Genomic DNA, 21528 nt, shown 5'->3' on the forward strand with positions numbered 1-21528 from the left:
GCGGGACGCGCCGGACGCCCGACGTGGGCCGGGCCGGCGCGGCTGTCGCGTTTTGGACTAGACCAATGCCGATTCGGTCAACTCCGCCACATCTCCTCCTCGCCTTCTCCCACTCCCCCGTAGCGTGACCACGCCCTCGCGCACCGCGAGGCGACCGACCGGGGAGAGGTCCATGAACTCACTTCTGCGCAAGGCTCGTTGGATCGTCACCTGTGCCACATCCGCCGCGCTCCTGTGCGCCGTACCGACCGCCGCCACCGCTGCCGCCACCACCGACGACGCGGCCGGCACCGCCGTCGGGTGGCGGGCGTTCGGCATCGCCGTCAGCGCCGACGGCGACCGTGCCTACGTCGTCGCCGAGGACCACCTCGGCACCGGCTACCCCACCATCCTCCGGACCGTCGACACCCGCACCGGGACGGTCATCGCGCAGACCCCGCTCAGCCAGGACGGCACCGTCGGCCGGCCCGCGCTCAGCCCCGACGGCAACCGGCTCTACGTCCTCGCCGCCGACCACCTGCTGACCGTCGACCTCGCCACCTACACCGTGCTCTCCCGCACGCCCGTCGACAGTCCACACTCGCTCGCCGTCAGCGCCGACGGCTCCCGGGTGTTCGTGACCCAGCCGGGTTCGTCCGGGCCCGGCCGGGTGCTGGCCTTCGACACCTTCAGCCGCTCGTTCACCGGCGCGACCACGCTCGACGACTCCACGGTCGACGGGATCGCCCTCCACAACGGCGGCGCCGACGCCTACGTCGCCACCGGCGCCGGTGTCGTCCACCTCGACCTGACCACCCCCGTGCCGACCGTGATCCGGACCGTCCGGCCACTGGCCGCCGCGACCGAGATCACCGCGTCCCCCCGGGGCACCCGCCTCTACGCCCTCGGCAGCCGCTCCGCCCAGGGATCCGGCTACGAGCTCGACCCCTTCACCGACAGCTCCCGCACCGCCTTCACCCTCGGCGGTCCGGCCACCTCCGCCGACACGCACCTGGTGTCGGTCTCCCCGGACGGCGGCCGCCTGTTCGTCCTCAAGGACGGCTGGAAGCCCTCGGCCGCCGTCCTGGCCTACGACACCGCCACCAACGCCTTCCTGCCCTCCGTCGGCCTCACCGGCTTCGGCCTGGACGGCGTCGGTGCCACCGCCCTCGGCCCCGACGGGCACACCCTCTACGTGGCCGGCCCGCGCGGTGGGACGAGCTACCTGAAGTCCGTCACCTTCTGACCTCGTCCGACGGTCGGGTGCGCGGACCCCGCGGCGCCCGCGCACCCGACCGTCGACACCCACCGTCCGTCCACCGGACGACTGCGGACGCGCCCCGCCACGCGTCGGCCGCGGTACGGGGCGTGGTCGACGCGCAGGGCCGAACGGGTGGGCACGGCGAGGGCGGAACGGTCATCCGCGAACAAACAGTGTCGCTTTGTGTAACCGTGCGGGTGCCAAACGCCACCGGATGTGCCGTACGAGCCGCCGACCGTGGCCCCACTCCCCCTCCGAACGGAACCGCCCATGCGCAGCCCCGCTCTCGCCGCCTTCACGATGGCAGCCGTCCTGCCCCTGACCGGACTGGCCGCGACCGGTACCGCCGTCGCCCAGTCCTCCGCCTCCCAGCGGGTGCCGATCGCGGAGTGCGACAACGTTCCGAAGGTCTACGACGCCGGCGCCGAGAAGTACCTCTGCACCCGGGTCGAACTCGGCCCGGCCGTCCTGCCGACCGACCCGGTGGTGAAGCAGCTGCTGAAGGACTACGACCGCCTGGGCGGGGTGACGCCGGCCCGGTTCCTGGACTGGTACCGGGACTGGCGGGGCTGGAAGTACCCGGACCACAACGGCTTCACCGACAACAACGGCGACCTCGACATGACCGAGCAGGAGCTGAAGGCCGGGAAGAAGCTGGACCGGTTCGGGAACAACGCGCGGGGGAAGTTCCTGGCCCCCGGCGGCACGCCGTTCGCCGAGCGCGCCCTTCCGCCGGACTCCCTCAACGGCGGTGACGCCAACTACCACTGCTTCGAGGTGAAGAAGCCGTTCAAGGTCCAGCAGGGCCACATCGCGGGCGCGTTCTCGCAGCCGGGCAACGGCCTCCAGCAGTGGCTGGACCCGGACCTCAAGCCGGCCGACCCCACGGTGAAGACCTTCGACGTCGCCGGTCTCATCGAGGCCGGCTACCTGACGGAGCACACCGACAAGGAGTTCTGCCTGAAGAACTCCCACGGCGCCTGACCGTCGCCCGCGTGAACGGGCGGGGCGGCGCACGGTCGGCGACCGGCGCGCCGCCCCGCCCCGCCGGACCGAACCAGGGGGCGGAGGAAGCTCCGGAGTAAGGCCCGCCTAGGCTGTGGAGGCAAGCAAAACGGGCGAACCGGACCCACCCAGGGGCCGTGACGAGGAAAGCGGGACCCGCCGATGGGCGACGGAATGTCAGGGATGCACCACCACGGCGGAATGGCAGAGCTGGGCCCGTTCTCCCTGTCCAACGTCTTGACCTGGTCCCCCGACCGGGTGTTCCTGATCGGGAGCCTGGCCGCCCTGGCCCTGTACGGCGCGGGCGTCGTCCGGCTGTACCGACGTGGTGACCGCTGGCCCATCGGCCGGTCGATCGGCTGGGCGGCGGGCATCGGCTCGGTGATCCTGGTCACCTGCACCGGGCTGAACGACTACGGCATGGTGCTGTTCAGCGCGCACATGATGCAACACATGGTGCTCTCCATGCTGTCGCCGATCCTGCTGCTGCTCGGCGCGCCGATCACGCTGGCGCTGCGGGCGCTGCGCCCGACCGGCAAGGGCCGGCCGCGCGGGCCGCGCGAGCTGCTGGTGGCCCTGCTGCACAGCACCTACGTCCGGGTGATCTCGCACCCGGGCTTCACCATCCCGCTGTTCATCGCGAGCCTCTACGGCGTCTACTTCACCCCGCTGTTCGACTTCCTCATGCAGTACCGGCTCGGGCACATCTTCATGATGGTGCACTTCCTCGCCGCCGGGCTGGCGTTCTTCTGGCCGATCATGGGCGTGGACCCGGGCCCGCACCGGCCGGGCCATGTGATGCGGATCATCGAGCTGTTCATGGGGATGCCGTTCCACGCCTTCTTCGGCGTCGCGGTGATGATGGCCAGCCACCCGCTGGTGACCACCTTCACCGAGGAGACGGCGCCGCCCGGGACGAGGCTGCTGGACGACCAGAAGCTGGCCGGCGGCATCACCTGGGCGTTCGGCGAGATCCCGACCGCGATCGTGCTGATCGCGCTGGTCTACCAGTGGATGCGCTCCGAGCAGCGGGTGTCCCGCCGCCGGGACCGCGCCGAGGACCGCAGCGGCGACGCCGAGTTGGCCGCGTACAACGCCTATCTGGCCTCGCTGGACAAGCGCGGTCAGCGCCCCGCCCCGGCGGCCGACGCCGGCTGACCGCCCCCGACCCCCGACGAGACCCCCGCCCACCCGGCGGGGGTCTCGTCGTTCCCGGACCCGGTGACGACGGGCCCGCGCCTCAGCCCCGCCGGCCGTCGCGGCGGGCGAGGCCGGCGGCCAGGATGTCCGGGCCGGCTCGGCGGCTCGATCGGGGTCGCGCCGCTCGGCACCGCGTTCTTCGGCTGGGCCGGCCCCGAGGGCTTCCGGCACGCGGCCGGCTGGACCTTCGGCCTCTGCGCCGGCCTGCTCGTGCTCGCCTTCCTGGTCGCCTTCCTCCTGCCCCGCCATGCCCGCCCGCACGACGAGGAGTGAGCCCGCCGCCCGCTCCACCAGGGCCCGCAACAGCACCCGCGCCACCGCCACCACCTGCGCCGCCGCCCGCCGGGACCGACCCGGCAGGCGGCGGCGCCGCGTCGTCTGTGCCTACGATCCGGGCATGCAAGCCCTTCTGATGTCCGCCCTGCTCGCCGTGGTCCTGCTCTCCCGGATCCAGGAGCCGAGGAGGTTCGGCAACGGGGTGCTGCTCGGTCTGATCGCCGTCTGCGCGGTGCTCGGCACGGTGAGCGCGGTCGGCCACTTCGCCGCACCGGCCGCCGGCGCCGTCACGGCCGCGGTGGCGGGCGCGGTCTGGCTGAGCGGACTGGTGGCGGCGGCCCTGCTGGTGGCCAACGGGGTCACCATGGTCCGGCGGGAGGGGACCCGCCCGGCCAGTCTGCTGTCGCTGCTCGCCGGCGCGGCCCTGCTCGGCCTGCTGGCACTGCTGCTCTCGGCCACCTACCTCAGCGTCCGGGTGCTGCGGGCGGCGGCCGGCGCCGCCGTGCTGCTCGGCGGCTACGGCGCCTTCCTGCTGCTCTGCTTCCTCGGGTACACCCTGCTGTACCGGCGGCTCGCCCCGCGGCCGGGCGCCGACTACCTGGTGGTGCTGGGCGCCGGGCTGGACGGCTGCGAGGTGCCGCCACTGCTCGCCTCCCGGCTGGACCGGGCGGTCGCGCTCTACCGCGCCGAGGAGGCCGCCGGGCACACGCCACTGCTGCTGGTGACCGGTGGCAAGGGGCCGCACGAGAGCTGCACCGAGGCCTCGGCCATGGCGGACTACCTCATCGCTGCCGGCTGCCCGCGCGAGCGGATCCGACGCGAGGAGAAGGCCACCAACACCACCGAGAACCTCGCCTTCAGCCGGGAGCTGATGGAGCGCGAGCGGCCCGGCTACCACTGCACCGTGGTGACCAGCAGCTTCCACGTGCTCCGCTCGGCCGTCACCACCCGCCGGGCGGGCGTGCCAGGGCAGGTCGTCGGCGCGCCGACCGCCGGGTACTACTGGCCCAGCGCCGTCCTGCGCGAGGTGGTCGCGACGGCGCTGATGTACCCGCGGGTGAACACCGCCGCCGTCCTGCTGCTCACGGTGGCGGGGGCGTGGGCGGGCTGGCAGTGGTGAGCCGTCCGGGCCCCCGGGCCGCCGGAGACGGAGAGGCCCCCGGGTCCGCGTGTGCGGACCCGGGGGCCTCCCGGTACAGCTCGGTGCCGGCGCGCCGCCGGCTCCGTCCCGGCTACGGTCAGCCGAGGTTGGCCAGCGCCTCGTTGAAGGTCTTCGACGGGCGCATCACGGCCGCGGCCTTGGCCGGGTCGGGCTGGTAGTAGCCGCCGATGTCGACCGGCGAGCCCTGAACGGCGACGAGCTCCTCGACGATGGCCTGCTCCTGCTCGGCCAGCGACTTGGCCAGGCCGGCGAACGCCTGGGCCAGCTCGGTGTCGGCGGTCTGCTGGGCCAGCTCCTGGGCCCAGTACAGGGCGAGGTAGAAGTGGCTGCCGCGGTTGTCGATACCGCCGAGGCGGCGGCTCGGCGACTTGTCCTCGTTGAGGAAGGTACCGGTGGCGCGGTCCAGCGTGTCGGCCAGCACCTGGGCGCGGGCGTTGTCGGTGGTCTGGGCCAGGTGCTCGAAGCTGGCGGCCAGCGCGAAGAACTCGCCCAGGCTGTCCCAGCGCAGGTAGTTCTCCTTGACCAGCTGCTGGACGTGCTTCGGGGCGGAGCCGCCGGCGCCGGTCTCGAACAGGCCGCCGCCGTTCATCAGCGGGACGACCGACAGCATCTTGGCGCTGGTGCCCAGCTCCAGGATCGGGAAGAGGTCGGTCAGGTAGTCGCGCAGCACGTTGCCGGTGACCGAGATGGTGTTCTCGCCGCGGCGGATGCGCTCCAGCGAGAACTTGGTGGCCTCGACCGGGGTCTTGATCTCGATCTGCAGGCCGGCGGTGTCGTGCTCCGGCAGGTAGGTCTTGACCTTCTCGATCAGCACGGCGTCGTGCGCGCGGCCCTCGTCCAGCCAGAAGACGGCCGGGTCGCCGGTGGCGCGGGCCCGGGTGACGGCCAGCTTGACCCAGTCCTGGATCGGCAGGTCCTTGGTCTGGCAGGCGCGGAAGATGTCGCCGGCCTGGACGGCCTGCTCCAGGACGACGTCGCCCTCGGCGTCGACGAGCCGGACGGTACCGGCGGCGGCGATCTCGAAGGTCTTGTCGTGGCTGCCGTATTCCTCGGCGGCCTGGGCCATCAGGCCGACGTTCGGCACCGAACCGATGGTGGCCGGGTCGAGGGCGCCGTGGGCGCGGCAGTCGTCGAGGACGGCCTGGTACACACCGGAGTAGCTGCTGTCCGGCAGCACGGCCAGGGTGTCGGCCTCGTTGCCGTCCGGGCCCCACATGTGGCCGGAGGTGCGGATCATGGCCGGCATCGAGGCGTCGACGATGACGTCGCTCGGCACGTGCAGGTTGGTGATGCCCTTGTCGGAGTCGACCATGGCCAGGGCCGGGCCCTCGGCCAGCTCGGCCTCGAACGAGGCCTTGATCTCCTCGCCCAGGTGGGGCACCTTCTCCAGGCCGGCGAGGATGCCGCCGAGGCCGTTGTTCGGGTTCAGGCCGGCGGCGACCAGCGCCTCGCCGTACTTGGCGAAGGTCTTCGGGAAGAAGGCGCGGACCACGTGGCCGAAGATGATCGGGTCGGAGACCTTCATCATGGTGGCCTTGAGGTGCACCGAGAACAGCACGCCCTCGTCCTTGGCGCGGGCGACCTGGGCGGCCAGGAACTCGCGCAGCTCGGCGACGCGCAGCACCGAGGCGTCGACGACCTCGCCGGCCAGCACCGGAACCGACGGGCGCAGCACGGTGGTGGTGCCGTCCTCGGCGACCAGCTCGATGCGCAGCGAGCCCGCGGCGGAGACCACCGCGGACTTCTCGGTGGAACGGAAGTCGTTCTCGCCCATGGTCGCGACGTTGGTCTTGGAGTCGGCCGTCCAGGCGCCCATGCGGTGCGGGTGCGTCTTGGCGTAGTTCTTGACCGACGCGGGGGCGCGGCGGTCGGAGTTGCCCTCGCGCAGGACGGGGTTGACCGCGCTGCCCTTGACCTTGTCGTAGCGGGCCCGGACGTCCTTGTCCTCGTCCGTCCGCGGGTCGTCCGGGTAGTCCGGCAGCGCGTAGCCCTGCGCCTGCAGCTCGGCGACGGCCGCCTTCAGCTGCGGGATGGAGGCCGAGATGTTCGGCAGCTTGATGATGTTGGCGCTCGGGGTCTTGGCGAGTTCGCCCAGCTCGGCGAGGGCGTCCTCGATCCGCTGGCCCTCCTCCAGACGCTCCGGGAAGCTCGCGATGATCCGCCCGGCGAGGGAGATGTCGCGGGTCTCCACCCGTACACCCGCCGTCGAGGCGTAAGCCTGCACCACGGGCAGGAACGAGTACGTTGCCAGGGCCGGCGCCTCGTCGGTGTGCGTATAGATGATGGTCGAGTCAGTCATCGGTACTCCGCTTCGCGTCTCCAACGTCTTGATGTCAAGATATCTCGTGTTCGCCCCTTCGCTCCACCTCCCCCCGCCCCGGAGTGCGCTCCGGCGCCCGGGCGGGCGGGCGGCGGTCAGCTCCACCGTCGTCCCGGGACGGGCGCCGGGCAAGCGGAGCGACTCGGCGGGCGGGTGCCGGAGCGGCGCGGCGGCGGGCACGACCAGGGCTTCAGCGGCGGGCGGCGCGGGAGCGGACCGCGGTCACGGCCGGGCGCCGAGCCGGGCGTCGAAGGCGGCCTCATCAACCAGGAACCAGAGCTGGCCGCCCTGATTGCTCTCCCGGACGAAGTCCCGCAGGGCGCCGCTGTCCGCGGTGTGGCGGGAGATGTCACCGATGACGGCCAGGCCGACCCGGTAGGTGGCGAACTTCTGCGCGATCCCGCCGGCGACCCTGGTGCTCAACCGGAAGAAGTCCTCCGCCAGGCGCTCCACCGGCACGACCACCCAAGCGGCGCCGGCCCCGAACGCGTCGCCGAGCAGGTCGGTGGCGTCCCGCTCGTCGCGCACCGGCGGTCCGTCGACGGCCAGGCGCAGGACGGTGACGGCGGACTCAGACATCGTTGTTCTCCCCGATCAGTGCGTTGACGATGACGAGCAGCTCGGCCGTGTCGGCCAGCTCGCCGAGGATGACCACCTTGAGCGTGGAGCGCTGCTCGTCGTGCAGGGTCTGGACGCGGAGCGGGCTGCCCTCGCGCGGGCCGGCGACCGCCGCCATCAGGGTGTTGGCGAGCCGGGCGGCCTCCACCGTCCCGATCGCGTCGATCTGCACGATGGTGGAGGCCTCGGCATGGCGCCGCGCCGCCGGCGGCTCGGCCGCGGGGGCTCCGGTGAACGCCGCGAGGTCCTGGGCCGCGATCCGGTACTGCTTGCCGATCCTGGTCGCCCGCAGGCGGCCGTCCCGGACGTAGCCGCGCACGGTGCGCACATGCAGCCCCAGCAATTCGGCCACCTGCTCCACCGAGTAGTACTGCGCCACCAGGCGTCACTCCTTTCGGACTTCCCTATCATCACGCAAACTACCATGACGATGATCTGGATAGGGAAGGAAAGGGAAGGGCTGGCGGAACGGAAGCCCGGGGACCGTCAGGACTCCGTCAACACAGCACCGCATTCGGTCAACGCGGCGTCAGGACGGCGCCCGACAGGCCGAAACCGCCCTAGCGTCGGAGTAAGCAATTCCGGCAGGCCCCACCACTCTTCGGGAGCACCCGCATGGCCCGCGTCGTCTGGCACGTCCCGGTCACCGTCACCGGATCCACCACCGCCCTCCGACTCTTCCGCCAGCGCGACGGCCGCCGCTGCGCGGTGGGCTTCGCCACCACCGAGGCGCTGACCGCGCTCCTCGGACCGGACCAGGCCTTCACCGAACTCGCCGAACCGGCCCTGCGCGCGCTCACCGCGCCGCTCGGCGTGGACGCCCTCGTGCTGGACCCGAAGCTGGTGGCGCCGCCCGCCAGGCCCACCCGGGGCCCCGCGCCCGCCGAGCCCGCCACGCCCGCCAGCCGGACTCAGCTCCAGCACCGGTGACGGCGCTCCGGCTCGTCCCCGGCGCCCGGCCCCCCGAACCGGTCCGGCGGCCCGAACCGGCCGCCCGGACCGACGGGGCCGCGCGGGCCGGGGGCGGGCGGCCGTTGCACGCCCTGGTCCGGGTCGGCTTCGGCCCGGTACCGCTGGACTTCGACCGGCTGGCCGCCGAGTTCCCGGCCGTCCAGAGCGGGTTCGCGCTGGCCGGCGGCGCCGACCTCGAACTGCGCCTCGCCTGCACCGGCCCCGAGGAGCTGCGCACGATCTCCACCGCGCTGCTGCGCTCGGGCGCCGTGCGCGTCCAGGTCGACCTCGTCCTGCGCGCCCTGACGCCGCGCCCGCCGACCCTGCGGCCGGTGCCGTAGGACCGGCCGCCCGTGCCCTCCCCCGCCGGCGTGACGCCGGAGGGCACGGGCGGGTGCGCCCTACGCGGGCCCTGCCGACCGGCCGGCCTCGCGGGTGAGCACCGCGATGGCGGCCAGCAGCAGGGCCGAGCCGGTCGCCAACGCCGGGGTCACCGGCTCACCGAAGCAGACCACGGCGATCAGCACGGCGGTCGCCGGTTCGAGCAGCACCAGCACGGCGGCCGTGGCACCGGGCACGGCCGTCAGACCGGTGAAGTACCAGCGGTAGGCGAGCAGGGTCGGGACCGTCCCCAGGAAGAGCAGCGCGCCCGCCGTCAGCACCGGGCCGCCCGCGGTCGGCAGCACCCCCTCGACCGCGGCCAGGGGCAACAGGCAGAGCAGGCCCGTGGTGAAGGCACCGCCGCTCGCCCGGGCCGAACCGCCGCCACGCGCCCAGAGGGTGAGGCCGCTCTGCCCGGCGCCCGCCAGCGCGGCGAGCCCGACACCGAGCAGCGGACGGGGGCCCGCCGCCGGGGCGGCGAACAGCAGCGCGAGACCGCCCAGGGCGAGCGCGATGGCGGCCGACGCCCGTACGGTGAGCCGCTCGCCGAGCAGCAGATGGGCCCCGAGGCTGGTCAGGACCGGCCCCGCGCCGATGGTGATCAGGGTCCCCAGGCCGAGGCCGGCGTACTGCACCGAGCCGAAGTAGGCGCACTGGCTGACCGCCAGCCCGAGGCCGGTGAGCACGGCCGCGCCGCGGGCACCGGGGCGGTCGCCGGCGCGTCGCCGACCGGTGGGGACGAGGGCCAGGCAGCCGGCCGCGACGGCGAACCGCCAGAAGCAGACGGCCACCGGGCCGAGCCCGGAGGTCCGCAGCAGCAGTGCGGCGACGGCCCCGCCGACGCCCCAGGCGACGGCGGCGGCCGAGATGGACAGCAGGCCGCGCCGGAGCGGCACGGCGGCATTCATGGTCATGCGTTGGTTCTCCACGATGGTGGGCCGGATGAGGTCCGCGGTCGGCGCGGGCGGCATCCACCGGCCCGGTGGCAGCGGCGCCGCCGGGCTGGGAATCGTGGAGTGCGCCGCCCGCTAGCGGACGGGCGGCGGCAGGATCACGGAACGCATGACGCCCAGCCTACGGGGCGGGCCCCGCGGTCGGTCCGGGTGGCCGCCGGGAACCGACCCCTCCTCGGCGGCCGCCGAGCGGTCGTGATCTTCTGCTTGCGGACCGCCGCGACGTACCGTCGGCGGTGGCGCGGTGGACATCGGCTTCCACCCCGGGCGGAGAGGAACAGCAGCGTGGAGCACCTGACGTACGGCGAGGTCGAGGCGGCCGGGCGGCGGATCGCGGGACGGGTGCGCCCCGTGACGGTGGCGCCCGGGGACGACGAGGGGCGGGTCTGGCTGGCCCTGGAGTACCTCCAGCACACCGGCAGCTTCAAGGCGCGCGGGGCGCAGAACTTCCTGCTCGCGCACACCGAGGCGGGCACCCTGCCGACCGCCGGGGTGACCATCGCCTCCGGTGGGAACGCGGGCCTGGCCTGCGCCTGGGCCGCCCGCGAACTCCGTGTGCGGGCCACCGTGTTCCTGCCGGAGACCGCGCCCGCGGTCAAGGTGGCCCGGCTGCGCTCCTACGGGGCCGAGGTACGGCTGGCGGGCCGCGAGTACGCGGAGGCGTTGGCCGCCTGCGAGGAGTTCGCGGCGGGCAGCGGCGCGCTCGCCTCGCACGCCTACGACCACCCGCTGATCGCGGCCGGGGCCGGTACGGTGCTGGACGAGATCCTGGCCCGGGTGCCCGGCCTGGACACCGTGGTGGTGTCGGTCGGCGGCGGCGGGCTGTTCGCCGGAGTGGCCGCCGCGGCGCGCGAGCACGGCGTCCGGGTGGTGGCGGTGGAACCGACGGGCAGCCGGGCGCTGGGCGCGGCGCTGGCGGCCGGCCACCCGGTGGACGTCGCGGTGGATTCGGTCGCCGCGGATTCGCTGGGTGCCCGCCGGGCCACCGCACTTGCCGTGCACGCCGCCCAACAGGACGGCGTCCGGACGGTGTTGGTGCCGGACAGCGCCATCGTCGAGGCCCGGCAGGCACTCTGGGACGAGCGCCGGATCGCCATCGAGCACGCGGCCGCCACCGCCCTCGCCGCGGTGGCGGGCCCGGCGGGCGCCGGCGGTACGGACGGCGAGCGGATCGCCGTCCTGCTCTGCGGCGCCAACACCGACCCGTCCGACCTGGTGGCGGCCGGATAACGGGCCCGGCCGGCCCCCGGGTGCCTCCGGGGGCCGCTCAGCCGATGCCCTGCCGGTCCGGCACCAGGGCGAACGCACACACGTCCGGGTCGGGCAGCTGTTCGGCCACCGCGCGGTCCAACAGGAGCCGCTGCTCGATGAGTTGGGGACGACGTGCCGCGGGGCTGACCCGCAGCAGGTCGTCCAGGGCGGCGACCAGCCGGCGGGTCACCTGCGGATGACCGGCGCCGCAGAGCCGGATCTCGGTGAACGCGAGGTCGACCACGGACTGCCAGTCCGGCACCGGTTCCACCAGCCGGACCGCGCCGGACCGGTCGCGGAAGCAGAGGTCCCCGAAGGCCTCGTGGACCAGCATCCCGAGCAGCTGGTGGATCCGGTCGATCGCCTGCACAGCGGTGGTCGGGTCGTTGACGGCGGGCGACAGCGCGCGGATCGCGATGTCGACCAGCTGACGGAAGCCGAAGCTGAGGTCCTGGTGCATGGTCCGGTCGACGCCGACGTTGAGCGCCAGGGCGATCCGGCGCGGGCGCGGCGGGCGGTCGACGGCCCCGGTCACCCGCACGATCGGGGTGCCGGGCGTGATGAAGTCGCCGATCCTGGGCACGAGATGGAGCACCACGTCGTGCTTGCGGGCGATTCGCACCAGGCGGCCGATGTTGACGTCGCGCAGCACTCCCGAGCGCCCCTCGTGGAGCAGGGTGAGGGCCTGTTCGGGGACACCCGGCGGCTGGGCCCCGGGCGGCATCAGCCGGTACTGGAGGATCACGGCCACCGACTCGTTCGCGACCCGGTCGATCACGTGCGGCACTCGCAGCAGCCGCATGGTGGACTGCACGTAGAGCACGAACAGGGCCAGGCTGAGCAGGACCAGCAGCAGGGAGCCGAGGCCGGAGAAGACCGGCACCGAGGTGACCTCGGCCGGGTCGGTGGCGTCGTCGTAGCTGAGCTGGACCAGCAGCGCGAACAGGAAGGTGGCCAGACAGACCGAGAAGGTGGCCTTGGTGAGCCGGCTGCGCACGTACAGCCGCAGCACCCGCGGCGAGAACTGGCTGGCGGCCATCTGCAGGGCGACCAGCGAGATCGAGAAGACCACGCCGATGAACGTGAGCATCGCCGAACTCACCGTCGAGACCACGCTCTTGGCCGCGCCGGTGAACCGCATCAGTTCGTCCGCGGAGCCGGTCTCGGCGACGGTGGCGGTGACCACGGCCTTGTCCAGCCAGGCCGTCACCCCGGAGAGCAGCACCGCGGCGACACAGGTCACCAGCGGGGCGAACCAGAACGACTCCCGCAGGTGCTCGCGCAACGGGGACAGCGGGCGGTAGCGGACGGGCCGACGGTCGGTCATCGCCCCAGGCTAGGCCGTGCGCCGGCGCCTCGGCCGGATCAGCGCGCGACGTCGCGCAGTCGCGCAGTCGCGCACCGGCAGGGTCGGCCGGGTCGGCCCGCCGGGACACGCCCGCGGCGGTCGCGGGAGCGGGTGAGGAGCGGCCCCCGCTCAGTACTTGCCGAGCGCCCGCCGTAGCGCGAGCGCGTCGGGGGTGACGGCCGTGAGCACATGGGCGTCGGGACCGGGCAGGGCGAACAGCGCGGCGTCGCCGCTCTCGGGCGGCGCGGGCGGCGGGTGGCCGACGGTGAGCAGCTGGCCGGTGGCGCGGTGTCCGCCGAGGACGGCGGGGCCGTCCCAGCCCGGGGCGCCGGGGCCCAGGTCGGTCTGCTGGTCGAGCAGGAGGCGGCCGGCCCGGCGGACCGTGAGACGGGAGGTGAGCCGGCCGGGGCCGGCGGCGCGGGCCCAGTCGTGGTGGCGGCCGAGGATCTGCTCCTCGCGGTAGCGCAGCAGGGCTCCGGCGGCGAGGGTGATCCGGGTGTGCAGGACGAGGTGGCTGCCGGCGGCGGCGACCACGGGTTCGGGGCGCCAGTCGAGCCGGGCGCCCTCCCCCACGGTCAGTTCGACGTCGTACCGGGCCGGACCCGGGCCGGGCAGGCTGATGGTCGCGGCCGCGCTGGTCACGGTGAGGGCCGCGCCGTCGGCCACCTCGACCGCGAGTGCCAGCCGGTCGCCACCGAGCGGCGCGGCCATCGAGCCGACGATCACCACCTGGGCTCCGCCGTCCACGTCCCGGGTGCGGCGCGGGGCGAGCGGTCCGGCACCGGACAGGACGGGCAGGGCGGTGGTGCCCCGTCCGTCGGGCTCGGCCCGGATCCTGGCCCGCGCCACCAGGGCGGCCCGGGGCGGGGCCGGTGCGGGGCCGTCGGTGCGGGTCGCGTCGGGCCGGGCCTGCCCCGCCGGGGCCGCCCCGACCAGGACCGCCCCGACCGGGGCCGTTCCCGTGCCGGCCGTCACGGCCGGGTGCGCCAGTCGGCCAGCCGCTCCCGCACCCAGTCGGCGACGGGCGCCACGCCGTCGGGCGAGGTGAGCGCGGAGAACACGGTGGGCAGCGGGCCGCGTTGGGCGGCGGCGTCGCGGGCCATCACGTCGAGGTCGGCACCGACCAGCGGGGCGAGGTCGGTCTTGTTGATCACCAGCAGGTCCGAGGTGGAGATCCCGGGGCCGCCCTTGCGCGGGATCTTGTCGCCGCCGGAGACGTCGATGACGAAGATCTGGTGGTCGACCAGCCCTCGACTGAAGGTGGCGGTGAGGTTGTCGCCGCCGGACTCGACCAGGACGAGGTCGAGCGGCCCGACCGCCTCCTCCAGTTCTTCGACGGCCTCCAGGTTCGCGGAGATGTCGTCGCGGATGGCGGTGTGCGGGCAGCAGCCGGTCTCGACGGCGGTGATCCGCTCGGGCGGCAGGACGGCGTTGCGGAGCAGGAACTCCGCGTCCTCGGTGGTGTAGATGTCGTTGGTGACGACGGCCAGCGACAGCTCCGCGCGCAGCAGGCGGCAGAGCGCGGCGACGGTGGCGGTCTTGCCGGAGCCGACCGGGCCGCCGAGGCCGATCCGCAGGGCGCGGCGGCGGGTGCCGCCGGTGGTGGTGTCGGTGTAGGTGTGGCGGGCGGGGGCGTCGACGGGGTCGGCGTGGTCACGATGCAAAGAGGCGGACCTTCCAGGAGTGGTGCTGCTCGGCGTAGACGTCGAGCAGCGGCGCGGAGGCGGCGGGCAGCGCGTCCGGGTCCCCGCACAGGGCGGCGGTGACGGCGGCCTCGGCCACGGTGTCGAGTTCGGGGGCGAGCCGGGCCAGTGCGGCCGCGACCTCGTACGGGTCGAGGCCCAGGAGCCGGACGCAGGCGGTGGCCGGGCCGTTGACGCTCTCGTGGGCGGCGGCGGTCGCGGCCTGGGCGGGGGTGAGCCCGGCGGCCAGGGCGGCGGTGCCCAGGACGACGCTCTGGTGTGCGCCGCGCGGGAACGCGGCCGCCAGCCGGTCCAGCCCGGGGTGGGGCCAGGCCGCGCGGGCGGCCCGGAGCAGCTGACGGCCGAGCCGGCGGCTGGTGGCCCGCAGGGCGGGTGAGGGGGTGCGGGCGTCGGCGGCCGCGTCGAGCCGGGCGGCGTCCTGTCCGTCCGCGGCGGCCGCGGCCAGGGCGGCGGCCACCAGGCCGGTGGTGTGCAGCCGCCCGGTGAGGAAGGCCGTCATACTCGCGGCGTCCCGCACCCGCCCGGCCCGGACGGCCGCCTCGGCGCCGCCGGAGTGGGCGTGCCCGCCGGCGGGGAACCGCCCGTCGGCGAGCAGCAGCAGTGCTGCGAGGCCCATCAGAAGAGGAAGTACCGCTGGGCGAGCGGCAGTTCGACAGCCGGTTCGGGGGTGACGAGTTCACCGTCGATGGTGACGGTGAAGGTGTCGGGCTCGACCCGGACGTCCGGGCGGGCACTGTTGTTGACCATCTGCTCCTTGGTGACACCGCGGGTGTTCCGGATCGCGGTGAACCCCTTGGCCACGCCGAGCTGTTCGGCCAGCCGCTCGGGCAGGCCGTCCTCGATCGCCGCCGCCGCGGTGAAGTTGAGCGAGTTGGCCGCCGCCGAACGCCCGATGGCGCCGAACATCGGCCGGGGCAGCATCGGTTGGGGTGTCGGGATGGACGCGTTGGCGTCACCCATCTGCGCCCAGGCGATCTGGCCGCCCTTGACCACCAGGTCGGGCTTGGCGCCGAAGAAGGCGGGCGACCAGAGCACCAGGTCGGCGAGCTTGCCCGGCTCGACCGACCCGATCTCGCCGTCCAGGCCCTGGGCGACGGCCGGGTTGATGGTGTACTTGGCCACGTAGCGCCGGGCCCGGTGGTTGTCGGCCCGGCCGTCGCCGGCGAGCGCTCCGCGCCGCGCCTTCATCACGTGGGCGGTCTGCCAGGTGCGCAGGACCACCTCCCCGATCCGGCCCATCGCCTGGGAGTCGGAGCTGATGATGGAGATGGCGCCGAGGTCGTGCAGGATGTCCTCGGCGGCGATGGTGGACGGCCGGATCCGGGACTCGGCGAAGGCGAGGTCCTCCGGCACGTGCGGGCTGAGGTGGTGGCAGACCATCAGCATGTCGAGGTGCTCGGCGACGGTGTTGACGGTGTGCGGCCTGGTCGGATTGGTGGAGCTGGGCAGCACGTTCGAGGAGCCGACCACGGTGATGATGTCCGGTGCGTGACCGCCGCCCGCGCCCTCGGTGTGGTAGGCGTGGACACCCCGGCCGGCGATCGCCGCGAGGGTGTCACCGACGAACCCGGCCTCGTTCAAGGTGTCGGTGTGAATGGCGAGTTGGGCGCCGGTCTCATCACAGACCCGGAGGCAGGCGTCGATCGCGGCCGGCGTGGCGCCCCAGTCCTCGTGGATCTTGAAGCCGAGTGCGCCGGCCCGCAGCTGGTCGTGCATCGAGGCCTGGTTGACGGTGTTGCCCTTGCCGAGCAGGCCGATGTTGACCGGTAGGCCGTCCAGCGCCGCGAAGACCCGCCCGAGGTGCCAGGCGCCGGGGGTGATCGTGGTCGCCTTACTGCCCTCGGCCGGCCCGGTGCCGCCCCCGACCAGGGTGGTGACCCCGGAGGCCAGCGCCTCGTCCACCAGCTGCGGGCAGATGAAGTGGACGTGCGCGTCGACGGCCCCGGCGGTGACGATCCGGCCGTTGCCGGAGATCACCTCGGTCTCCGGGCCGATCACCAGGCCGGGGTGGACGCCGTCCATGGTCTCGGGGTTGCCGGCCTTGCCGAGCGCGGCGATCCGGCCGTCCCGGATGCCGATGTCGGCCTTGACGACGCCCCAGTGGTCGAGCACCACGGCGCCGGTGATGACGGTGTCCGGGGCGCCCTCGGCACGGCTGGTGCGGGCCTGGCCCATCGACTCGCGGATGACCTTGCCGCCACCGAAGACGGCCTCGTCACCGCCTCGGCTGCGGTCCTCCTCGACCTCGATCAACAGGTTGGTGTCGCCGAGCCGGATGCGGTCGCCGGTGGTGGGCCCGTAGAGGTCCGCGTAGCGTTCGCGGCTCAGCCACAGGGCGGGGCGGTCAGGCATCGAGCGGCCCTCCGGTCTCGCCGCGCAGGCCGAGCACCTCGCGCCGGCCGGCGATCGGGACGAGTTCGACCTCCACCGGGATGCCCGGCTCGAAGCGGACCGCGGTGCCGGCGGGGATGTTCAGCCGCAGGCCGCGGGCGGCCGGCCGGTCGAACTCCAGCCCGGGGTTGGCCTCGCCGAAGTGGTAGTGCGACCCGACCTGGACGGGCCGGTCGGCGGCGTTGACGACGGTCATCCGGGTGACGGCCAGACCGGCGTTGAGGCCGATCTCGCCCTCGCCGTAGAGGATCTGCCCCGGGATCGTCCGCTCGCCGTTCACTGGATCGGCCCGTGCACGGTGACCAGCTTGGTCCCGTCGGGGAAGGTCGCCTCGACCTGGACGTCCGGGATCATCTCGGCGATGCCGTCCATGACGTCGTCCCGGGTGAGCACCTTGCGACCGGAGTCCATCAGCTCGGCGACGGTCCGGCCGTCCCGGGCGCCCTCCAGGACGTGGGAGGTGATCAGGGCGACCGTCTCGGGGTGGTTGAGCCGCAGACCCCGGGCCCGGCGGGAGCGGGCCACGTCGGCGGCCACGTGGATGAGCAGGCGCTCCTGCTCGTGGGGGGTGAGTTTCAAGTGCGCGCACCTTGGTGAGGGAGGTTCAGAGCGCGCGGACACGACGCTGTGCCGCGGTGGTGGCGCAAACGTAGCGGACGAACGGCCCGTCCAGGGGGCCACCTCACCGATTCCGCCCGGTATCCCTATACGGTCGCCACCATTTCTATAACCCTATTTGCCATCAACATTGCCGGATCTTGCATGGAAGCTCAATTCCCGCTCAGATGCTGAAACTACTGGCGAGTCACGTAACACGCATATGAACAGAGGACCCCCTACCAGCGAGAATATCCGGCGAAGTAGGTAAACATTCAGTAATGAAATCTGTGCATAGGTCTATGAATACGCCTACTGTGTGGCAACTCTCCGCGCTCCGTCCGCCGGGGCCCCCACACCACAGAGAGATTTGGCATGGCATCCCTCAACCAGCTGTCCCCGCCGGGCACCGGCACCTCTCCCGACTCCGGGACACCCACCCACCGGTCGCTCCGGCGCGAGGTCGGCCTGATCGGCCTGCTGTGGGCCTCGGTGGGTTCGATCATCGGCTCCGGCTGGCTGTTCGGCGCCAAGAACGCGGTCATGGTCGCCGGCCCGGCCGCGCTCATCTCCTGGGGCATCGGCGCCGTCGCGATCGTGCTGCTCGCCCTGGTGCACGCCGAACTCGGCGGGCTCTTCCCGGTCGCCGGCGGCACCGCCCGCTACCCGCACTACGCCTTCGGCGGTCTGGCGGGCATGTCCTTCGGCTGGTTCTCCTGGCTGCAGGCCGCGACCGTGGCGCCGATCGAAGTCGAAGCCATGATCGGCTACGCGGGCCACTGGGAGTTCGCCAAGAGCTTCCTGAACGACAACGGCACCCTCACCACCAGCGGCTTCATCGTCGCCGTGATCCTGATGGGCGTCTTCGTCGCGGTCAACTTCCTCGGTGTGCGGGTGCTGGCCCACACCAACTCGATCGCCACCTGGCTGAAGATCTTCGTCCCGCTGCTCACGATCTTCGTGCTCGCGCTGACCAACTTCCACGGCTCGAACTTCACCTCGCACGGCTTCGCCCCGTTCGGCATCAAGGGCGTGCTCGCCGCGATCAGCTCCAGCGGCATCATCTTCGCGCTGCTCGGCTTCGAGCAGGCCATCCAGATCTCCGGCGAGAGCCGTAACCCCAAGCGCGACATCCCCCGCGCCGTCCTCGGCTCGGTCGCCATCGGCACCCTGATCTACGTCCTGCTCCAGGTCGTCTTCATCGGCGCGCTGCCGATCAGCTCCTTCGCCAACGGCTGGGACAAGCTGGACTTCCCCGGCATCGAGGGCCCGTTCGCCGGCCTCGCCACCCTGGTCGGCCTCGGCTGGCTGGCCTGGGTGCTGTACTTCGACGCCATCGTCTCCCCCGGCGGCACCGGCCTGATCTACACCACCTCCACCTCCCGCATCTCCTACGGCCTGAGCAAGAACGGCTACGCGCCGCAGAAGTTCGAGCAGTTGGACAGCCGCGGCGTGCCGTGGTTCGGCCTGATCCTCTCCTTCGTCACCGGCGTCGTCTGCTTCCTGCCCTTCCCGAGCTGGCAGGAGCTGGTCGGCTTCATCACCTCCGCCAGCGTGCTGATGTACGCCGGCGCCCCGCTGGCCTTCGGCGCACTGCGCCGGCGCCTGCCCGCCCGCGAGCGCTCCTACCGGCTGCCGCTCGGCGGTCTGATCTCCCCGCTGGCCTTCGTGATCGCCAGCCTGATCATCTACTGGGCCGGCTGGCACACCCTGTCCCGACTGGGCCTCGCGATCGTCCTCGGCTACGGCCTGCTCGGCAGCTACGCCGCGTACGCGATCCGCAAGGGGCTGCCGAACGCGCCGCGCCTGGACTGGCGCGCCGCCCAGTGGCTGCCGGTCTACCTGGTGGGCCTCGGCCTGATCTCCTGGCAGGGCGGCTTCGGCGAGGGCCGGGGCAACATCCCGATGTGGTGGGACATGGGCCTGGTCGCCGTGTTCGCCCTCGCCGTGTACTTCTGGGCGATCCGGGTCGCGCTGCCGGCCGAGGTGATCGAGCAGAACATCGAGGACATCGAGGTGGTCGACGCGGGCGGCCACTGACGGCTGTGTTGTCGCCCCCTCGCCTCCGGGCCGCTCTCGTCCGGTGCCGACGGTCGGCGCTCCAACGCCACTCGTTCCTCGCGGCGTCCTCGTTTCTCCCTTTCGGCACCGGCGCGGCCCTTCGGCTCGGGGCGGATTCGGAGGAGGCCGGGGTTCAGGCGCCAGGGGCGGGGCTCAGACGCCGGGGGCGAGGATCAGACGCCGGGGGCGAGGGTCAGACGCCGGGGCCCAGGGTTCGGGCGGCCCGGCCGGGGCTCAAACGCTCCGGCCGGGCCAGGGTTCAGGCGCCCCGGCCGGGGCTTCGAGTGCCCCTCCCGGGCCGGGGCTCGAACCGCCCGAACCTCCGGCCACCGGGACCGGCGCGGCCCTACCGCTCGGGGCGAGGTGGGACCGCGTCTACAGCTTCAGCACCGTGCGCAGCGCCGCCTCCACCGCCGCCTCCGGGTCCTCGGCCGCGTCCGGCGAACGCCAGGCGACGAAGCCGTCCGGGCGCACCAGCACCGCGCCGCCCGGCCGGACACCGTGCAGCTCGGCGAAGTCCGCGCCGGGCTCGGGCGCCAGGTCGTCCTCCGCGCCGGTGCCGATCCGGTAGGTGTCCAGCGGCACGGCCAGCCGGTCGGCCGCCCGACGGGCGCCCCGCTGCCAGGCCGTGCCCTCGGGCCCGGTCAGCAACACCATCGCCTGCTCGTACAGGTCGAGGGTGGAGAGCTTGACGCCCGCCCGCAGCAGCCACTGGTGGGGCGCCCGGCTGCCGGGCTCGCCACCCGACTCGAACGCCTCCGGGACCACCGGTCCGGCCGGGTCCGCCCCGGCCACCGCGCCCACCGGGTAGCGGTAGCCGAGCGCCACCGCCAGCACCCCGGCCTGCCGCCCGACCCCGGGCACCACCGCGTATCCCGGGTGACTGTGCTCGGCCGAGCGGGCGGAGGCCCGCGCGCCGGTGACCTCCGCGACCGGGCGGCGCTCCTGCCCGTACGTCTCCAGCAGCTCCGGCCCGGCCCAGCCGCAGAGCACGGCGGCCAGCTTCCAGGCCAGGTTGTGAGCGTCCTGGATGCCGGTGTTCGAGCCGAACGCGCCGGTCGGCGACATCTCGTGCGCGGAGTCCCCGGCCAGGAAGACCCGCCCGGCGGAGTACTGCCGCGCCACCCGCTCGGCCGCGTGCCAGGGGGCCTTCCCGGTGACCTCCACCTCCAGGTCCGGCACCCCCACGGCGGCCCGGATGTGCCGGACGCACCGCTCGTCGGTGAACGCCTCCAGCGGCTCGCCGTGCTCGGGGTGCCACGGCGCGTGGAAGACCCACTCCTCGTGGTTGTCCACCGGCAGCAGCGCGCCGTCGGCCTCCGGGGCGGTCAGGTAGCAGGCGATGAAGTGCCGGTCGCCCACCACCTCGGCCAGCCGCTTGGCCCGGAAGGTGATGCTGACGTTGTGGAACAGCTCGCCCTTGCCGGTCTGGCCGATGCCCAGCGCCTCCCGGGCGGGGCTGCGCGGGCCGTCCGCCGCGATCAGGTACTGCGCCCGGACCGTCCGCTCCTCCCCGGTCTCCCGGCTGCGCAGCAGCGCCGTCACCCCCTCGCCGTCCTGCTCGAAGGAGACCAGCTCGGTGCTGAACCGCAGGTCACCGGCGAGCTCGCGGGCGGCCCGCAGCAGGACCGGCTCCAGATCGTTCTGGCTGCACAGGCACCAGGAGCTGGGGCTGAACCTGGCCAGCCGGCCGCCCGGGTCGATCTCCCGGAACAGCCACTCCTGTTCCTCCCCGGTCAGCGAGGGGGCTTGCAGGATGCCGTGGTTCGCGGCGAGCACCGAGGCGGCCTCACGGATCGCCGACTCGATCCCGGCCCCCCGGTAGAGCTCCATCGTGCGGACGTTGTTGCCTCGGCCACGCGGGTGACGCGAGGTGTCGGCGTGCTTCTCGACGAGCAGGTGTCTGACACCCAGTCGGCCCAGGAAGAGTGAGGCCGACAGCCCGACCAGCGAGCCGCCGACGATCAGGACCGGCACCCGGTCGTCAACCTTCGGATTCATCAATTGCTCCAGCCTGTACGGGGGTTCGCGGCCCGGCTACGGGGCTCGGCGCCGCCCTCGGCGGGGCCTT

The 21528-nt window shown here is 73.5% G+C and carries 21 protein-coding genes; 9 read left to right on the forward strand and 12 right to left on the reverse strand.

What is annotated here, in order from left to right:
- Nucleotides 1-172 precede the first annotated feature (172 nt).
- The 5 genes from ACIQTO_RS12310 (at nt 173) to ACIQTO_RS12330 (ending at nt 4841) form a co-directional block, all read left to right on the forward strand.
- Entirely contained in the window at nt 173-1225 is a 1053-nt protein-coding gene (locus ACIQTO_RS12310; protein ID WP_402386597.1) for a YncE family protein, read from the forward strand.
- 285 nt (nt 1226-1510) lie between these two features.
- On the forward strand, nt 1511-2224 hold the full coding sequence (locus tag ACIQTO_RS12315; RefSeq protein ID WP_402386599.1) for a TNT domain-containing protein: 714 nt from the start codon (nt 1511-1513) through the stop codon (nt 2222-2224).
- A gap of 204 nt (nt 2225-2428) precedes the next feature.
- The gene (locus tag ACIQTO_RS12320; protein WP_402386602.1) at nt 2429-3403 is read left to right on the forward strand and encodes a cytochrome c oxidase assembly protein; all 975 of its coding nucleotides are present in this window, start codon (nt 2429-2431) and stop codon (nt 3401-3403) included.
- 63 nt (nt 3404-3466) lie between these two features.
- The gene (locus ACIQTO_RS12325) at nt 3467-3718 is read left to right on the forward strand and encodes a hypothetical protein (RefSeq protein WP_402386605.1); all 252 of its coding nucleotides are present in this window, start codon (nt 3467-3469) and stop codon (nt 3716-3718) included.
- Between the two features lie 124 nt (nt 3719-3842).
- Nucleotides 3843-4841 carry a YdcF family protein gene (locus ACIQTO_RS12330; protein WP_402386608.1) on the forward strand — a complete coding sequence of 333 codons (999 nt, stop codon included), beginning with the start codon at nt 3843-3845 and terminating at the stop codon, nt 4839-4841.
- A 118-nt stretch (nt 4842-4959) separates the two neighbouring features.
- Here the strand turns inward: ACIQTO_RS12330 and ACIQTO_RS12335 are convergent, their stop codons facing one another.
- The 3 genes from ACIQTO_RS12335 to ACIQTO_RS12345 form a co-directional block, all read right to left on the reverse strand.
- Nucleotides 4960-7182 carry an NADP-dependent isocitrate dehydrogenase gene (locus tag ACIQTO_RS12335; protein ID WP_402386611.1) on the reverse strand — a complete coding sequence of 741 codons (2223 nt, stop codon included), beginning with the start codon at nt 7180-7182 and terminating at the stop codon, nt 4960-4962.
- Nucleotides 7183-7425: 243 nt separating this feature from the next.
- Nucleotides 7426-7782, reverse strand: a complete 357-nt coding sequence (locus ACIQTO_RS12340) for a DUF4180 domain-containing protein (protein ID WP_402386614.1) — start codon at nt 7780-7782, stop codon at nt 7426-7428.
- Nucleotides 7775-8200, reverse strand: coding sequence for a helix-turn-helix domain-containing protein (locus ACIQTO_RS12345; protein WP_402386617.1), 426 nt, complete (start codon nt 8198-8200; stop codon nt 7775-7777). The genes ACIQTO_RS12340 and ACIQTO_RS12345 overlap by 8 nt, the downstream gene beginning before the upstream one ends.
- A gap of 236 nt (nt 8201-8436) precedes the next feature.
- Here ACIQTO_RS12345 and ACIQTO_RS12350 point away from each other — a divergent pair, with 236 nt between their 5' ends.
- Together ACIQTO_RS12350 and ACIQTO_RS12355 are read left to right on the forward strand one after the other, a co-directional pair.
- Entirely contained in the window at nt 8437-8751 is a 315-nt protein-coding gene (locus ACIQTO_RS12350) for an SAV_915 family protein (protein ID WP_402386619.1), read from the forward strand.
- The gene (locus tag ACIQTO_RS12355) at nt 8748-9113 is read left to right on the forward strand and encodes a hypothetical protein (RefSeq protein WP_402386622.1); all 366 of its coding nucleotides are present in this window, start codon (nt 8748-8750) and stop codon (nt 9111-9113) included. The genes ACIQTO_RS12350 and ACIQTO_RS12355 overlap by 4 nt, the downstream gene beginning before the upstream one ends.
- A 60-nt stretch (nt 9114-9173) precedes the next feature.
- Here the strand turns inward: ACIQTO_RS12355 and ACIQTO_RS12360 are convergent, their stop codons facing one another.
- Nucleotides 9174-10067 (reverse strand): DMT family transporter, encoded by an 894-nt coding sequence (locus tag ACIQTO_RS12360; RefSeq protein ID WP_402386624.1) that lies wholly within the window; start codon nt 10065-10067, stop codon nt 9174-9176.
- Between the two features lie 324 nt (nt 10068-10391).
- Between ACIQTO_RS12360 and ACIQTO_RS12365 the strand changes: the two genes are divergently transcribed.
- On the forward strand, nt 10392-11336 hold the full coding sequence (locus tag ACIQTO_RS12365) for a serine/threonine dehydratase (protein WP_402386627.1): 945 nt from the start codon (nt 10392-10394) through the stop codon (nt 11334-11336).
- Between the two features lie 37 nt (nt 11337-11373).
- On the opposite strand, the gene ACIQTO_RS12370 is transcribed toward ACIQTO_RS12365, so the two are convergent.
- The 7 genes from ACIQTO_RS12370 to ACIQTO_RS12400 all read right to left on the reverse strand — a co-directional run bounded on the left by ACIQTO_RS12370 (nt 11374) and on the right by ACIQTO_RS12400 (nt 17378).
- Nucleotides 11374-12684: a DUF2254 domain-containing protein gene (locus ACIQTO_RS12370; protein WP_402386630.1), complete on the reverse strand. Its 1311-nt coding sequence runs from the start codon at nt 12682-12684 to the stop codon at nt 11374-11376.
- A 150-nt stretch (nt 12685-12834) separates the two neighbouring features.
- Entirely contained in the window at nt 12835-13680 is an 846-nt protein-coding gene (locus ACIQTO_RS12375) for an urease accessory protein UreD (protein WP_402386632.1), read from the reverse strand.
- A complete protein-coding gene (gene ureG / locus ACIQTO_RS12380) occupies nt 13677-14369 on the reverse strand; it encodes an urease accessory protein UreG (RefSeq protein WP_402386635.1) in 693 nt (230 codons plus the stop codon). Before ureG ends, ACIQTO_RS12375 begins: the two co-directional genes overlap by 4 nt.
- Nucleotides 14359-15024 carry an urease accessory protein UreF gene (locus ACIQTO_RS12385; RefSeq protein WP_402386638.1) on the reverse strand — a complete coding sequence of 222 codons (666 nt, stop codon included), beginning with the start codon at nt 15022-15024 and terminating at the stop codon, nt 14359-14361. The genes ureG and ACIQTO_RS12385 overlap by 11 nt, the downstream gene beginning before the upstream one ends.
- Entirely contained in the window at nt 15024-16760 is a 1737-nt protein-coding gene (locus tag ACIQTO_RS12390; protein ID WP_402386641.1) for an urease subunit alpha, read from the reverse strand. Before ACIQTO_RS12390 ends, ACIQTO_RS12385 begins: the two co-directional genes overlap by 1 nt.
- Nucleotides 16753-17079 (reverse strand): urease subunit beta, encoded by a 327-nt coding sequence (locus ACIQTO_RS12395; RefSeq protein WP_402386643.1) that lies wholly within the window; start codon nt 17077-17079, stop codon nt 16753-16755. Before ACIQTO_RS12395 ends, ACIQTO_RS12390 begins: the two co-directional genes overlap by 8 nt.
- Nucleotides 17076-17378 (reverse strand): urease subunit gamma, encoded by a 303-nt coding sequence (locus tag ACIQTO_RS12400; protein WP_402386646.1) that lies wholly within the window; start codon nt 17376-17378, stop codon nt 17076-17078. The genes ACIQTO_RS12395 and ACIQTO_RS12400 overlap by 4 nt, the downstream gene beginning before the upstream one ends.
- A 393-nt stretch (nt 17379-17771) precedes the next feature.
- On the opposite strand from ACIQTO_RS12400, the gene ACIQTO_RS12405 reads away from it, so the two are divergent.
- Nucleotides 17772-19436 (forward strand): APC family permease, encoded by a 1665-nt coding sequence (locus ACIQTO_RS12405; RefSeq protein WP_402386649.1) that lies wholly within the window; start codon nt 17772-17774, stop codon nt 19434-19436.
- A 396-nt stretch (nt 19437-19832) separates the two neighbouring features.
- Here ACIQTO_RS12405 and ACIQTO_RS12410 read toward each other — a convergent pair whose 3' ends face one another.
- The gene (locus tag ACIQTO_RS12410; RefSeq protein WP_402386652.1) at nt 19833-21458 is read right to left on the reverse strand and encodes an FAD-dependent oxidoreductase; all 1626 of its coding nucleotides are present in this window, start codon (nt 21456-21458) and stop codon (nt 19833-19835) included.
- Nucleotides 21459-21528: the final 70 nt, after the last annotated feature.

Source organism: Kitasatospora sp. NPDC091207, from assembly GCF_044768625.1.
GTDB lineage: Bacteria > Actinomycetota > Actinomycetes > Streptomycetales > Streptomycetaceae > Kitasatospora.

What these genes read in the sequence shown, in the direction of transcription:
- ACIQTO_RS12385 (WP_402386638.1), bottom strand. Translation starts at nt 15,024, where the DNA reads ATGGGCCTCGCAGCACTGCTGCTGCTCGCCGACGGGCGGTTCCCCGCC.
- ACIQTO_RS12360 (WP_402386624.1), bottom strand. Translation starts at nt 10,067, where the DNA reads ATGACCATGAATGCCGCCGTGCCGCTCCGGCGCGGCCTGCTGTCCATC.
- ACIQTO_RS12370 (WP_402386630.1), bottom strand. Translation starts at nt 12,684, where the DNA reads ATGACCGACCGTCGGCCCGTCCGCTACCGCCCGCTGTCCCCGTTGCGC.
- ACIQTO_RS12390 (WP_402386641.1), bottom strand. Translation starts at nt 16,760, where the DNA reads ATGCCTGACCGCCCCGCCCTGTGGCTGAGCCGCGAACGCTACGCGGAC.
- ACIQTO_RS12330 (WP_402386608.1), top strand. Translation starts at nt 3,843, where the DNA reads ATGCAAGCCCTTCTGATGTCCGCCCTGCTCGCCGTGGTCCTGCTCTCC.
- ACIQTO_RS12410 (WP_402386652.1), bottom strand. Translation starts at nt 21,458, where the DNA reads ATGAATCCGAAGGTTGACGACCGGGTGCCGGTCCTGATCGTCGGCGGC.
- ACIQTO_RS12335 (WP_402386611.1), bottom strand. Translation starts at nt 7,182, where the DNA reads ATGACTGACTCGACCATCATCTATACGCACACCGACGAGGCGCCGGCC.
- ACIQTO_RS12310 (WP_402386597.1), top strand. Translation starts at nt 173, where the DNA reads ATGAACTCACTTCTGCGCAAGGCTCGTTGGATCGTCACCTGTGCCACA.
- ACIQTO_RS12405 (WP_402386649.1), top strand. Translation starts at nt 17,772, where the DNA reads ATGGCATCCCTCAACCAGCTGTCCCCGCCGGGCACCGGCACCTCTCCC.
- ACIQTO_RS12320 (WP_402386602.1), top strand. Translation starts at nt 2,429, where the DNA reads ATGCACCACCACGGCGGAATGGCAGAGCTGGGCCCGTTCTCCCTGTCC.
- ACIQTO_RS12340 (WP_402386614.1), bottom strand. Translation starts at nt 7,782, where the DNA reads ATGTCTGAGTCCGCCGTCACCGTCCTGCGCCTGGCCGTCGACGGACCG.
- ACIQTO_RS12315 (WP_402386599.1), top strand. Translation starts at nt 1,511, where the DNA reads ATGCGCAGCCCCGCTCTCGCCGCCTTCACGATGGCAGCCGTCCTGCCC.
- ACIQTO_RS12350 (WP_402386619.1), top strand. Translation starts at nt 8,437, where the DNA reads ATGGCCCGCGTCGTCTGGCACGTCCCGGTCACCGTCACCGGATCCACC.